Below are 12,940 nucleotides of genomic sequence, written 5' to 3'. Positions count from 1 at the left end.
GCGCGGCCGCTGACAGGTGCCGAGCCGAGCCGCGACTCAGGCGTACCTGCGCGCGATGGCGACGGCCTCGGGAACGTAGGAGCGCCCAAAAACCGCGCAGTGAATCATGATGATGTGCGCCTGGTGCAAGGCAACGCGCTCGCGCCAGCCATCCTCCAGGGGCGAGGCCTCGTCGTAGGCGGCGAGGATCCGCTCGTAGTGCGGGCATCCGAAGACGGCAAGGGCCGCGAGGTCCTCCTCGGCGTGTCCGCCTTGGGCGGCGGGGTCGATAAGGACGGCACCCTCCGGCGTCCACATGACGTTGCCGCTCCACAGGTCGCCGTGGGTGCGGGCGGCGCCCACGTCCCTTTGCGCGGCGATCGCGTCGGCGACGAGGCGGGGCTGGCCATGGTCGAGCACGCCCGACTCGAGGCGCTCGCAGAGTTTTTCGATGAGAGCACGTTCAGCGGCCGCGAAGGTGCGGTCGTCGAGGTAGGGGGCGATGCGCTCACGCGCGTAGAACGCGCCCCAGGATTCCGCCGAGGTCAGGGTACGTTTCTGCGCCGCCTCGCCGTTCGCGGATCGCTCGGGATGAGCGCTATCACTGGGCACGCCTCCCCCCATTTGAGGTACGACGCCATTGCTGGCTTTCTTGGGACCACCAGGCAGGGACAGGCAAGCCTCCCCCATCCAGCCGTCGCCCTCGAAGCCGCGCGGCGGCGCACCCAGGTGGCTGGCTCCGGCGGCGTGCGTATGGGCGAGGGCGCGGCCAAAGTCCTCGGCGGCTCGCGGGGTTGGCGCGACAGAGACCAGGCGAGGCTCCTCGAGCCACGTCGCGCCGTGATCGAGGACGGGCACGACGGCTGCGCCAGGGTCCGAGGCCTCGGCGAGCCAAGCAAGCCCCGCGACCTCGTAGGCGATCCGTCCGCGGCGGCTATCCGCTTTCCTGATGGTGTCCATCATGTGTGGCCTCCTATCTGCGGTGAAGCTCCAGCGCTCCCCGCCGTCGACGCCTCTGAGCGACGAGTCAACGATATCAATGGTAGTGAGGGGCATCGGCAACTCCTCCAACCCGCGCCATCGTTGCAGGTCGGCCAGCCAACAGCGCAGGTTAGCGCTCAAAGTAGCGGGTTCACGCGCGAACAACGCACCCGATCAGCTACCGATTTGCCCAAAGTGCAGACCACCTCACCTACAAGAGCCCATTGTCAACGTTTCTCACCGAGGTGGTCTGCGTTTTGGGCACCAACCCTCGTGAGTCATGGCCTGCACGCCGTTAATCGGGGGGAATTGCATCATTAGAGATCCGACACGCCGGCGACACGCCGAGAGCCAGCTCCTAATGGTGCAAAACCCCCCACGACCGGCGGCGCGGCGACCGTGCGAGGACCACACCTTGGCCTATGTGGATAGGTTGTCATGATGCGGATAGGTTATCGGCACGCGGATAGGTTAATAAGCTATCCGCATGCTCATAACCTATCCGTATCGCAATTACCTATCCGCGTAGGCGGCCGGTTTCATCGGTCTGGAGGGCAGGCATGCACGGAACGGCCTGGCCACAGTACCGATGGAGGGCTTCGGGACATGATTAAGGTGCCGGCGAGCGCCAAAATTCGCCCAACAGACACCCACCCGACCACACTCGCGACAGAACTCGCCCAGCACGCTATGAAACCTCTATTTTGTGCCATCTTGCCTGCGCTGGGCGAATATCTTCACGCTATCGTCATTGACCTGCTGCTCTGTGCGAACTTTGTCGTGCCCATGCTGCTTACGTCGCCACGAGATGTAACCGTCAGCACCAATGCGGGAACCTCAGGACGCCTGTATGAAACCCACGACGCCTTTGCTCGATGAAATAGCAGCAAAAACAGGTGTATCCGGCTTGCAATGGTGTCGTCGGTTTCACCGGAGACAGAGCACACGCCGGCAAAGGCGATGACGGTTTCACGTGAGTCGCCAGCCATACCGGTGAGCGACAGCAGTCTGCTGTGGAGGACGCCGGCGGGACCGCAGGGCGCAAGAGGACCTGGCTGCGGTGCCCGTGGGCGGTGGCGAGGCCTGGCCGGGCTTCGAAACGACGCACCAAGCCACACATCAGCAACCAAGCGTCGCCGGTGCGGAGGGCGCCGGAGGGACCGCAGGGCGCAAGAGAGCCAGGCTGCGGTGCCCGTGGGCGGTGGCGAGGCCTGGCCGGGCTTCGAGGCGACGCGCCGAGCGAAGCTCGCGGCGCGGACGGCTCGCGGGCGGGCCGCCACCCACGGCGCAGCCCGGCCCAGCAGGTGCCCGGAACACCAGCGGTGCCAAGCAACACGGCAACAGGCATAACACCAACGCGCACAGGCATATAAAAAACCGACATCCGCGATCGGATGTCGGCCTGTGGTGGAGCTAGGGGGATTCGAACCCCCGACCTTCTCATTGCGAACGAGACGCGCTACCAACTGCGCCATAGCCCCAAGGACTCGAACAGCTTAGCACCATGGCGATCAGCGACGCAAGCCGACCACGACCACGTGCGGGACACCACGGATAGGAAGAAACGCAGCGATTCGCCGGTCTACGCCACGCCGTTACCCAACACTACGCCACGCCGTTACCCAACACTGCGGAACGCGCATGAGGTTCGATGAATGGGCAGCGCCAGCACAGCGTCCAGACGCTACGTATTACGCAGGAACGTGCTCGCGTACGACGCACCGGACTGGGAACGCTCCGGACCAATAGACGACGATGAAGCTGGCAACCGCGAGGACTCACGCCCTTGTCGGCGACAACCGTTTTTCAGCGCCCGCATGCAACCCCGCCATCAGCCCCCGAAAGCAACCCCACCATCAGCCCCGGTATGCAACCCTTCCATCAGCCCCGCATGCAACTGTTCTCGGTCGAGGCTATCTAGGTGGGCCCGCACGCAACCCCGCCATCAACCCTCCTGTATGCAACCCCGCCATCAGCCCCGGCATACGACCGCGCCGCGAGCCCGAAGGCCCGCGGCGCGGCATCAGCAGCTGAGAGGTCCCCTATTGGGCGCGTCGCGCGTCCAGGACGGCATCGAGGTCCAGGGCGACGGCCTGGTCGGCGACGACCTCGGCGGTGGAACGGGCCCCCACCTGAGCGGTCTGGGCGATCGGGCGCGCCGGCACGGCGGCGCCGATGCGCGGAATGCCGCGCAGGTCGGTGTCGGCGTGGACGATGCGTCCGCGGACGCGCTCGCGCGACGCGTATGTCGGAGCGGGGACGGGGACGACGGTCCACGCGCGGGCCGGGGTGTCAGCAACCTCGACGACCTCGGGGACGTCGACGTTGAACACGAGGGAAGGCACGGAGCCAGTCTCGGGTGCTGCAGCCTCGTCCGCCGTCGCTTCGACGACCTCTTCGGAAGGCGAAGCAGGACGCTCGGCCGGCACAGCTGCTGTCGGACGACCGGCACCACGCACGTCGCCACGGAGCTTCGTGAGGAGTTCGAGTTCGCGTTCGGAGGCCTGCTGGGAGCGGACGGCCGCAACGCGAGAGGCGGCGAGGGAAGCCACGAGCGCGGCGGCAGGGATCGCGATCCACGCCCACGCGAGGGAGGTGGCGGCGATGACGATGCCAAGAGCAACGGTCGCGAGAGCGCAGACGCCGGTGATGACCATGCGGCGGCGTCCGGCGGCGCTTTCGGCGGCGAGGCGGGCGGCTCGGCGGGCACGCAGCTTCGCAATGTCGCGGACCGCCTTGTTGTTGCGTCGGTCGATAACGGGGCGGCTACGCCCCGTGGTGCCCTGGTGCATGCTGCCTCCGCTCGTGAGTGCGCGCTGGGCCAGAATGGTTCCGCTGGCGTTGTCGCACGTGTCTAATTCTGTCTTAGTCGTGTGGATGATGCGCAGTTTCGGCGAGAACCGGTCAATTTCGCGAGACTGGACGATCGCTGTCCGGCGTGCAACGAGCGACGGTACGGTCGCAAACAGTGCGACGAATACCGCGACGATGACGAGTCCACCTATCTCCACCCCCTCAACGTACGGGCGTTTGAGGTGCTGCGCGTTGTGCGATGGGCGCGTGTCGGACTCTCAAACCTTTCGGTAAAAAGACAAGATTCCCCACCTGTCACACGTGTAACATTTGTATCATACGCACCACTTTTCATGGTCGTCCCAGTTCACACGGGCACGTCACCCCAGGACACAAGCGGACAACGACGCTTAGTCGATCGCGGAGCGACCCCAGCGACGCTGCACGAGCCCGCCCTGCGGCAGGGACTCAGTATCAATAGAGAATGCAATATGATCCGCCCACTGCCCTCCGATGTGCATGAAGCGGGGACGCAGGCCCTCCTCGACCAGGCCGAGGCCTCGGCACACACCCAGGGAACGCTCGTTCTCCGGGCGCACGCACACCTCGATGCGATGCAGCCCGAGTTCACCTACCACCAGATCGAGGACGAGACCCGCGACCAGGGATCCAAGGCCTCGACCCGCCCATTGCGAGACGATCCAGTAGCCGAGCATCCCCGAGGACATCGCACCCCAGTGCACGTTCGAGATCGAAAACTGACCAACATAGCGCCCATCGATCTGGACGCCGAAAACTAGGCCGGTTCCCTCGCGATGATCCCGATCCGCGCGACGCACATACTGCGAAAAAGTGGGAATGTGCTCCAGGGTCTCGGGCGGCAGGGTAGCCTCCCACGGGCGCAGCCAGTGTCCGTCGGTGCGGCGCACGGTATCGAGGGCACGGTGCTCGTCGCCGCACACGGGACGCACGACGAGCTCACGCGGATTGGCGACGCCATCGGGGCCGGGACGCAGGAACCCGCGGCCGACGGGGTCAACCACCCGCAGCGTGAGCATGTCGATGTCGCGCCCCCACACGCGCGGGGAGCGACGGAACAGATACCTCATTCGAGGACCAGGCACTGAAGGGTGTCACCCGCGCGCACCGTCGTCACATCCTCGGGCACGACCGCCAGCGCGTTCGAGTCCGCGAGCGCGGACAGGAGCAACGAGGCCGGGGTGCCCATGACGGCAGCGTTGTATCCGGAACGCGGAGAGCCGGTCAGGCGCACACGCACGAACTCACGGCGGCCACGCGGGGAGTACCAGGAGCGGTCGATCGCGGCACGCACGACGGGGCGATTGACGGCGGTCCAGCCCTGCATGTGGCGCAGCGCGGGGCGGACGAAGACCTCGAAGCACACCTGGGCGGACACGGGGTCACCGGGCAGGCAGACGATGGGCGTGCCGGGACGGCCGTCTTCACCGCCGACGGTGCCCACACCCATGATGTGGCCGGGCCATGCGGCAACATTGTCGAAGCGAACCGTGCCAAGTGTACCCAGGACCTCGCGGACGGTGTCGCCGCTGCCGTAGGAGATGCCGCCGGTCGTCAGAATCAGGTCGGCGCGCACCAGCTGGTCCTCGATGGTCTCACGTAGGCGGGCTCGCTCGTCCGGGACGGCGGCGACGCGGAAAGTCTGCGCCCCCGCGTCGGCGACGGCGGTCGACAGGGCGTGACCGTTGGCATCGAAGACGGTGCCGGGACGCGCCTCCCCTCCGGGCTCGACGATCTCGTCGCCGATAGAGATGATGACGACGCGCGGGCGCGGGTGTACCAGCACGCGGTCGCGTCCCACGCCGGCGAGGAGCGCCATCTGGCGGGCACCGATACGAGTACCCGAACGCAGGACGGTGTCGCCCTGGGCGACATCCTCCGCGCGGCGGCGAATGTTCTCGCCGCTGGCGGGGGCCGTGCGCAGGGCAACCTGGGCGATGCCGTGGTCCGTGAACTCGAGGGAGACCACGGCCTCGGCCCCCGTGGGCATGGGCGCGCCGGACGCGATGCGGATCGCTGTGCCGGGGACGAGCGCTGCCGGGTCGACGGCACCGGCGCGGATCTCCTCGGTGACTGGAAGCGTCACCGGCTTCTCCAGGGTGGCTCCCTCGCAGTCGCGGATGCGGACGGCGTATCCGTCGCACGCCGACAGGTCGGCAACCGGGAGGTTAAAGGGTGCCTGTACGTCCTCTGCGAGCACGCAGCTGACCGCGTCAGCGAGCTGAACGTCAAGCGGCGGCAGCGCGTGGGCAACGGCCATGCAGTCCTGGTAGAAGTCGGCAACGCTTCGCATAGTTGTCAGTCCTCGAGCTTGGAGCGCAGGAACTCCTTGAGTTCCGCTCCAAGCGCCGGGTCCTCAAGGGCGAGCGTAACGTTGGCTTCGAGGTAGCCGAGTTTGTCCCCGGTGTCGAAGCGTCGCTCGTCGATGACTACACCGTACAACCCTCCACCCTCTTCTTCGGGGAGGTCGATCATGCGCGCGTACCCATCTGTGAGCTGATACTCACCACCGACACCCGGTTCGATACTCTCGAGGGCCGTGAAGACAGCCGGGTCGAGCAGGTAGCGGCCGACGACCGCGTACTCGGACTTGACCTCTTCGAGCGGGGGCTTCTCGGTGACGTCGGTGATGCGCATGAGCTGACCTTCTTCGAGGTCGACGCCCTCGGGGATCGGCAGGACCTCGACGGCGGTCGACGCGTAGGCGGTGGCCTGCTCGGGGGTGACCTTCAGAAGGGCGACGACGGTGCCGCCCAGGGCGGAGCGCACCTGGATCATCTTGCGCAGCAGCTGCGATCCGGGCTCCATGAGATCGTCCGGCAGCAGGACGGCGCAGGGGGCGTCGCCCACGTGGGACTTGGCCTGCAGGATCGCGTGGCCCAGGCCCAGGGGGTGTCCCTGACGCACGGAGTGGACGCGCGCGTACTTCTTGTACTCGTTGACGTACTCGAGGGCCGCTTTCTTGCCCGCCTTCTCGAGGTCGGCCTCGAGGCCGGGTTCTGCGTCGAAGTAGTCTTCAATCGACTGCTTGCCGGCGCGGGTGACGAAGAGGATGTCTTCGATGCCGGCATCCGTGGCCTCTCGCACGATGTACTCGATCGAGGGACGGTCGACGACGGGCAACATTTCCTTGGGCACGGACTTCGTGATGGGCAGGAAGCGGGTTCCGCGACCGGCCGAGGGGACGACGGCGTGCACTACGGGCTGGTTTTTATCTGACATACTTCACAGCGTAGCGAAGATACGGCCCGAAAGGGAGACGATGCCCACAAAAACAACCCTCCGCGCGCAAGTGCGTAGCAGGCGTCGCGTTCGGCGCGCCGAGAACACCACGCCCAAGGCATTGCTGTCGCCGCCCGTGAGCCGCTCCCCCATCCCTGTGCGCAACCGCGGGGAAGCGGAGGGCATCGCTCGTCAGATCCGCGCCGTGGCCTCGTCAATGGGAGGAATCTCGATGCCCGCCCTCTTCGTTCCGACCCCTCTTGAGCCGGACATGTCCCTCGCCTTTGATCTTTTTGATCGCGCTCTGCTACCCATCCTCCTCGACGAGGCCGGGACTCCCCTGGCTGCAACCTGTTGGGGCGTGTGGGAAGCGGGGCAGGCTTTGGCGACGCTCGGGCGCCCTCCCGCTCAGCCGGCTGGCATTGCACTCGGAGCGGAGTCCCTCGGGGAAGCGGACCTCATCGTCATTCCGGCGTTGGCGGCGTCCCGCGATGGCTCTCGTCTGGGTCAGGGTGGTGGCTGGTACGACCGGGCACTCTTACACCGCGCGCCCACTGCGCAGATCGCCGCGGTGGTCTTTGATGACGAGGTTATGGAGAACGGGGAGATTGCCACGGAATCGCACGACATCCCAGTCGACTCGATCATCACGCCGAGGCGTACGATAGTCACCGACGCTCGATAGCTTTCCACGATTATCCCTGTTACGAGCCAGGACTCACCCATTTATCACATACGTCTCACGCGGGACTTTTCGGCCCAAAATCGCTCATCTCTGACCGTATTGCAAAAAATGCGATGAAGATTACCCCCTAAGCACTGTCGCACGACCTTAGTCCACACTAGGGTGAGGGTCTGTGAAGGAGCGCCAGCAGGGAGCGCGCTCCCCGGCGGCACCGAACCGCCACGCCGAAATACTTCGGCACTTCAGACTTGCCGGCTCACCCGGCCACTCTCACAGGAGACAACATGATCCAGGGATTCAAGGAATTCATCTCTCGCGGTAACGTCGTCGAGCTCGCCGTCGGTGTCATCATCGGTGCCGCCTTCAAGAACATCGTCGACGCCCTCGTCGACGGCATCATCAACCCCCTCATCGCCGCCGTCATCGGCAAGCCCGACTTCTCGGACGCCTTCATCCTCACCCTCAACGGCACCGACGTGAAGTTCGGCGTCCTGATCACCGCAATCATCAACTTCCTGCTCATGGCCATCGCGCTCTACCTGTGCATCATTGTCCCGATGAACGCCCTCAACGAGCGCATGAAGAAGCAGGCCGCCGCGGATGAGGCCGAGGCCGAGGCCAACAAGGAAGAGAGCGACGAGGTCAAGCTCCTCACCGAGATCCGCGACGCCCTCGCCCAGGGCACGCCGCGCCACTGAGCTTCCTGACACTCCTCGCGAGGGATCAAGGCGGGGCCGATGCGACACGCATCGGCCCCGCCTTCTTTAGCTGGCGGCCGCCACCATCCGTGATGGCGGCGGCCCCGTCGCTATCTCACGGCTACGCCCTGGCCTGCGCGTGCGGCGGCACGTTCTCGAGCAGCCGCGCATCGTTGGAGCCCTCCCCCCGATCGGGGGCATCAGCCATGGAACCGGGGCGCGTGTCCTCGGGGCGCACGCGGTCCTCCCAGGAGGGCGGCAGGCCCTCCTGGATGAGGCGGCGATCCACGTCGGACACGAAGCGCGCGACGCGGCGACGTTTACGCGGGGCAGGCTCACTCATCGGCAGGCTGTTCGATGGTTGAGGCCTGCGCCAAGGCCTCGCCGTCGTTCCGGTCGGCAGTGTGCACGGTGCCCGCAGGCTTCGTGCGGCGCACGACGTTGCCCAGGACCGCGTCGGACTGGAAGCCGCGGCGCGTGATTCCCAGGGCTTCACGTAGCTCTTCAGCAGCCTCCAGGTCCGTGCGCTCGACACCATCGGAACGCACCCAGGCGGCCATCTCGTCGAGCTGGTCGTCGGAGTAGGCGGCCAGGGGCAGGCCCTTGGCGATGGCGGGGCGAGGCCCACGATTCTCCTCCGAGCCACGTTCCTTGCGCTTGATGGCCAACAGCATGCCGGTCGTATCCTCGTCGGCTTTCTTGCGCCGTTTGGATTCCTCGTCGAGGCCGTCGTCGAGCATCGGCATGCGCGGGGCGGCAAGGGTCTCGCTGTCGTCCTCTGCCCCATCCGAGGCACCGTCCTGTGAAGCGGCCTCTTCAACTCGTTCTTCGACGGACTCGTCGTCAACGCGCTCCGGAACGACCACGACGGGCTCCTCCTCGACGGCGCGCAGCTTATCGAGTGCGTCCAGGACGGCGTCCACGATCGCGGAGGCTTCCTTCTCCGGGTCGATGAACAGGGCCATCGACAGGGCCGTGTACACGGCCCATCCCTGCTCCTCGAGCCAGCGGGGACGGGCGCGGTCGCGCACGCGCTGGCTGGGTTCGGACAGGTACTCCTCGTCATCGGTGAGAACGGCCAGCAGCAGGCGTCCGGGCGAATCGGGGTGTCCGATTGCCAGCGGCACGCGCATGCCGCCGGGGATTCCCACGTTGGCGACGACCTCGAGGCCGCGCGAGTACAGGTGTTCGGCAAGGTCGACCAGCAGGCGGTCCGGTTCACCGGCCAGGACCGGCCAGGCATCCATGCCCTCTCCCGCGTGCCCCTCGGCGATCTCGATGAGGTCCACGAGCATCCGCGAGCCTTCGTGCCCGAGTCGTTCTCGGTCGATCTGGGCACTGTGGAGCGCGCACACGAGCGTCAGGTCGCCGCGTACCGCGCGCAGGATTTCGGCGAGAGTGTCGGCGCCGCTCTCGGTTGAGAGGACACCGAAGTCGTGGATGACACGCCCGTGCGGCGTCTTAGCAAAGCCCACGGACACGATGAGCGACTCGCGCGTGAGGCCGACGGCCTCGGAGGGGCCGACAACAACGAAGGGCTCGGGGGTCGCCGGGTCGAAGAACGAGGCCAGGCCCGGTTCCTCAGCGCGCACGGTCTCCAGTGCGTCGCGGATGCGCCCGGCGTGACGATCGGAGAGGGCGACGACGGCGAGGGAACGCTCGGGGGACTCCACCGCATGCTCGATGACGGCGTCGACGACGGCGCGCACCTCGGCGGCCGTCGATTCGATCGCGTGAGCGCCCGGGGCCGGCATGCCCGTCGCCTCGACCCAGCGGGCCGACACGGGCGCATTCGCGGCTGTCCACGGCACGGGAATACCCGCGTGCTCGTAGCCGTAGCGCGCCAGCAGGAGCGCGACCTGGTCGTTGAGACGACGCGGGCCGGGCTCGACGTGCAGGACCGGCAGGACACCGGCGAGTTCGCGGGTCGCGCCGCCCTCGGTGGCCGCCGCCAGATCGTCGATGACGACCAGCTGGTGACCGCGCGCGATGATCGGCGTGAGCTCGGCCAGGGACAGCCCGTCAGCACCGTCCAGTACGACGACATCGACGGTTCGTCCCGTCGGTGCCAGGGTGGGCACCATCGAGGGAACCGTCATCAGGACGGGCAGGAGATGCCGCACGAGCGGGTAGGACACGAGCAGGTCCAGGTCGGAGGGCTGCGTGCCATCGGCCAAGAGGGAGCGCAGCTCCTCGTACTGGCTCGGACGCGCCGCGAGGGCATTCGTCCGGATGCGGCGCACGCCCGTGATGGCCTGCGGCACAAGGGAGGCCACCTGCTCCTCGTCCAGCTCGCGCCCCTCGCGAGCGAGCTCCTCAAGCGCGGCGGGATCGACGCCGCCGAGCGCGGGCTGCGAGGAGAGCATGGCGCGCAGCAGCGAAGCCCACCACGCGAGGTCAAGCTCGGCATCGATGGCGCTGTCGTCGACGCCGCGACCCGCGAGGTCCTGGGCCAGCTTGTCGAGGCCGCGCTCGGCGAGGCGCGCGTGCATCGCCAGGCGGGCCGGGACCTCGCGCGCTGCCGAGGTATCGCCCGCCCACCGCTCGATAAGAGTGGTCAGGCGCTGCAGGTGGGTGCCCACCAGGTCCGCTTCCTCGGCGACGAACACGGGAGCGATCGCATCAAGGTCGTCGCGCACTGCGTCGGTCAGGGCCGAAATCTCGCCGATCTTTGCCGGGAGGATCGGCCAGGAGTCCTCACCGCACACGGCGCACCACGCGTCACGGCGCTCCTGGACCCGAATGAGGGCGCGATGCAGGTCGGGCACGTGCACCCCGGGACGCACGAGGTCCTGGGCCTGCTTGACGAGGCGGTTGCGCTCCGAACGCCCCATCGAAATATCGTGTTCCTTGCGCCACTGCTTGGGGGCCGTCGCGATCACCATGTCGGCCGCGCTGCGCTCGAACACACGGGGCTGGAAGACGTCGAGGACGTCCGCGATGCCGTCGAACATAGCGAGCTGGCGGTCCCACTGGGCCAGAGTTCCGGCGGGCTTAATGCCAGCCTCGCCTGCGACAGAGGCGATGTGGACGCGCAGTTCAGGCAGCGACTTGGAGAGGCGATCAACGCGCAGCAACACATCGGAGGTCTGCTCGTCGGAGGTCAGGACCGCGTTGCCCCATGCGGAGGACGAGGCACCCGAGAGCGTGCCCGAGGCGATGGCCTCACGCAGGAGTGCCCGAGCGCTCTCACCCTGGTCCACCGCGATGTCGTAGAGGGCCTGTTCGGAGAGGCGAACGCGCGTCGTGGGTGCATCCTCACCGCTGGTCAGGTCCGTCAGGGCACGCAGGGCATCGGCAGCGCACACGCCGAAGCGGCCGTAGGGTTCGTGCAGGGCGACAGCGTAGGAGGACAGCGCAGAGCGAACCTGGCGCAGGCGGGCACGCATCTCGTCGACGCGGGCCTGATCGACGACGGGCGAGGTGTCCTCCATTGCTGCGCTCGCCCGCGCTGCGAGGGTCTTCCGGGCGTCGGAATAGCCGTCGATGTTTGCAACGACATCGGTCAATCCAAGGTCAGACAGACGCGTGTACGCGGCGATCGAGCGCGACGGCGAGGTCGACACGTGCAGGACGGAACGACCTGTCGCCGCGGCATCCGCAAGAATTGCTGCGACGACGGAAGCATCGTCGCTGTGGGCGGGAATATCGACGAAGACGCTGTGCCCCTCGGAGACCGCTTCCACGGCGTCCTGCTGGACGGGAATGAGGTCGCCAACACCCTTTTCCGCCCACGGATCACGATCGCAGGGGTTGGGTTCGTGCGCGTCGACGCGCAGGTCGTTGCGCGCGTCCTGGTCGCCCGCGAGTGCACGAATGACCGCGGAGTCCTCGAATGCGGTCACGTCCTGCCGAAGGCTGGCCGCGAGCGCGTCGGCAGGGTGACAGAACAGGCCGATGACGAGCTCGTCGTGGATGTCGAAGCGCGGCAGCGCGGAACAGAGCTCGCGCAGGGCGCTCATCGCCTGCGAAGAGGAGAAACCGTGGGTTCCACTAGCCTTGGCCAGCACGGTCTCTCCATCCACGTCGACCCCGTGCTCGTGTAAGGCGTCGGTGAGCTCGGGGGCGAGTGTAGCTCCCCGACCCAGGGCGATGAGAACGTCGTCGTCGCGGCGCACGAGACGCACCGGGCGCAGTAACGCGGGAACGGTCACCGCATCGATTCCCGCGCCCCACGAAGCGGTACCGATCCCCAGGTGGATGGGGCCGGTGCCGTGCGCGTTCGCTCGCTGTTCGGATCGAGCGATGAGCGCTCGCGCGCGATCGAGGGCGCGTCCCAGGGCGATGGGCTCGCGGATGAGCAGGCTCAGCCGGACGGGGTGTTCGGTGTACAGCTGAGCGAGGCCTCCGGGGTGCGCGCCCGACAGAGACAGAGTCGGTAGAGACACACTGTCGGCGGCGATGTCCTGGTCGAGGCGTGAGCGCCACGACTCGCGCGCCTGACCGACAAGAGTGGTCGGGTGCGTCGACGTAGACGAGACCTCGGTAGCCTCGGGCTCGGGTGCTGGACGGCGCGAAAAGATACTGGGAACCACGATTTAAC

General features: G+C 67.0%; 10 protein-coding genes and 1 tRNA gene. 3 read left to right on the top strand and 8 right to left on the bottom strand.

What is annotated here, in order from left to right; translation table 11 throughout:
* Window positions 1-36 precede the first annotated feature (36 nt).
* Window positions 37-939 (bottom strand): fructosamine kinase family protein, encoded by a 903-nt coding sequence (locus tag RDV55_RS06670; protein WP_111823920.1) that lies wholly within the window; start codon window positions 937-939, stop codon window positions 37-39.
* Window positions 940-1,566: 627 nt separating this feature from the next.
* Here RDV55_RS06670 and RDV55_RS06665 point away from each other — a divergent pair.
* Window positions 1,567-1,839, top strand: coding sequence for a hypothetical protein (locus tag RDV55_RS06665; RefSeq protein WP_111823880.1), 273 nt, complete (start codon window positions 1,567-1,569; stop codon window positions 1,837-1,839).
* A 526-nt stretch (window positions 1,840-2,365) separates the two neighbouring features.
* Here RDV55_RS06665 and RDV55_RS06660 read toward each other — a convergent pair.
* The 5 genes from RDV55_RS06660 to RDV55_RS06640 form a co-directional block, all read right to left on the bottom strand.
* A tRNA-Ala gene (locus RDV55_RS06660) sits at window positions 2,366-2,441 on the bottom strand.
* A gap of 561 nt (window positions 2,442-3,002) precedes the next feature.
* Window positions 3,003-3,971 carry a hypothetical protein gene (locus RDV55_RS06655; protein WP_111823881.1) on the bottom strand — a complete coding sequence of 323 codons (969 nt, stop codon included), beginning with the start codon at window positions 3,969-3,971 and terminating at the stop codon, window positions 3,003-3,005.
* 192 nt (window positions 3,972-4,163) lie between these two features.
* Entirely contained in the window at window positions 4,164-4,862 is a 699-nt protein-coding gene (locus RDV55_RS06650; RefSeq protein ID WP_111823882.1) for a GNAT family N-acetyltransferase, read from the bottom strand.
* Window positions 4,859-6,085, bottom strand: a complete 1,227-nt coding sequence (locus RDV55_RS06645; protein ID WP_111823883.1) for a molybdopterin molybdotransferase MoeA — start codon at window positions 6,083-6,085, stop codon at window positions 4,859-4,861. Before RDV55_RS06645 ends, RDV55_RS06650 begins: the two co-directional genes overlap by 4 nt.
* A 5-nt stretch (window positions 6,086-6,090) precedes the next feature.
* The gene (locus RDV55_RS06640; protein ID WP_174703817.1) at window positions 6,091-7,014 is read right to left on the bottom strand and encodes a UTP--glucose-1-phosphate uridylyltransferase; all 924 of its coding nucleotides are present in this window, start codon (window positions 7,012-7,014) and stop codon (window positions 6,091-6,093) included.
* Between the two features lie 136 nt (window positions 7,015-7,150).
* Between RDV55_RS06640 and RDV55_RS06635 the strand changes: the two genes are divergently transcribed.
* Both RDV55_RS06635 and mscL read left to right on the top strand, forming a co-directional pair.
* Window positions 7,151-7,699 (top strand): 5-formyltetrahydrofolate cyclo-ligase, encoded by a 549-nt coding sequence (locus RDV55_RS06635; protein WP_245907710.1) that lies wholly within the window; start codon window positions 7,151-7,153, stop codon window positions 7,697-7,699.
* A 284-nt stretch (window positions 7,700-7,983) separates the two neighbouring features.
* Entirely contained in the window at window positions 7,984-8,397 is a 414-nt protein-coding gene (mscL, locus tag RDV55_RS06630) for a large conductance mechanosensitive channel protein MscL (RefSeq protein WP_111823886.1), read from the top strand.
* 121 nt (window positions 8,398-8,518) lie between these two features.
* Here mscL and RDV55_RS06625 read toward each other — a convergent pair whose 3' ends face one another.
* Window positions 8,519-8,740 (bottom strand): toxin, encoded by a 222-nt coding sequence (locus tag RDV55_RS06625; protein WP_111823887.1) that lies wholly within the window; start codon window positions 8,738-8,740, stop codon window positions 8,519-8,521.
* Window positions 8,733-12,932 carry a PDDEXK-like endonuclease domain-containing protein gene (locus RDV55_RS06620; RefSeq protein ID WP_245907711.1) on the bottom strand — a complete coding sequence of 1,400 codons (4,200 nt, stop codon included), beginning with the start codon at window positions 12,930-12,932 and terminating at the stop codon, window positions 8,733-8,735. The genes RDV55_RS06625 and RDV55_RS06620 overlap by 8 nt, the downstream gene beginning before the upstream one ends.
* Window positions 12,933-12,940 lie beyond the last annotated feature (8 nt).

The organism is Schaalia odontolytica (assembly GCF_031191545.1).
Lineage (GTDB): Bacteria > Actinomycetota > Actinomycetes > Actinomycetales > Actinomycetaceae > Pauljensenia > Pauljensenia odontolytica.
Note: the sequence above shows the minus strand (reverse complement) of the source record. Positions and strands in the feature narration are given on the sequence as shown.

What these genes read in the sequence shown, in the direction of transcription:
- RDV55_RS06670 (WP_111823920.1), bottom strand. Translation starts at nt 939, where the DNA reads ATGGACACCATCAGGAAAGCGGATAGCCGCCGCGGACGGATCGCCTAC.
- RDV55_RS06665 (WP_111823880.1), top strand. Translation starts at nt 1,567, where the DNA reads ATGATTAAGGTGCCGGCGAGCGCCAAAATTCGCCCAACAGACACCCAC.
- RDV55_RS06650 (WP_111823882.1), bottom strand. Translation starts at nt 4,862, where the DNA reads ATGAGGTATCTGTTCCGTCGCTCCCCGCGCGTGTGGGGGCGCGACATC.
- RDV55_RS06645 (WP_111823883.1), bottom strand. Translation starts at nt 6,085, where the DNA reads ATGCGAAGCGTTGCCGACTTCTACCAGGACTGCATGGCCGTTGCCCAC.
- RDV55_RS06640 (WP_174703817.1), bottom strand. Translation starts at nt 7,014, where the DNA reads ATGTCAGATAAAAACCAGCCCGTAGTGCACGCCGTCGTCCCCTCGGCC.
- mscL (WP_111823886.1), top strand. Translation starts at nt 7,984, where the DNA reads ATGATCCAGGGATTCAAGGAATTCATCTCTCGCGGTAACGTCGTCGAG.
- RDV55_RS06625 (WP_111823887.1), bottom strand. Translation starts at nt 8,740, where the DNA reads ATGAGTGAGCCTGCCCCGCGTAAACGTCGCCGCGTCGCGCGCTTCGTG.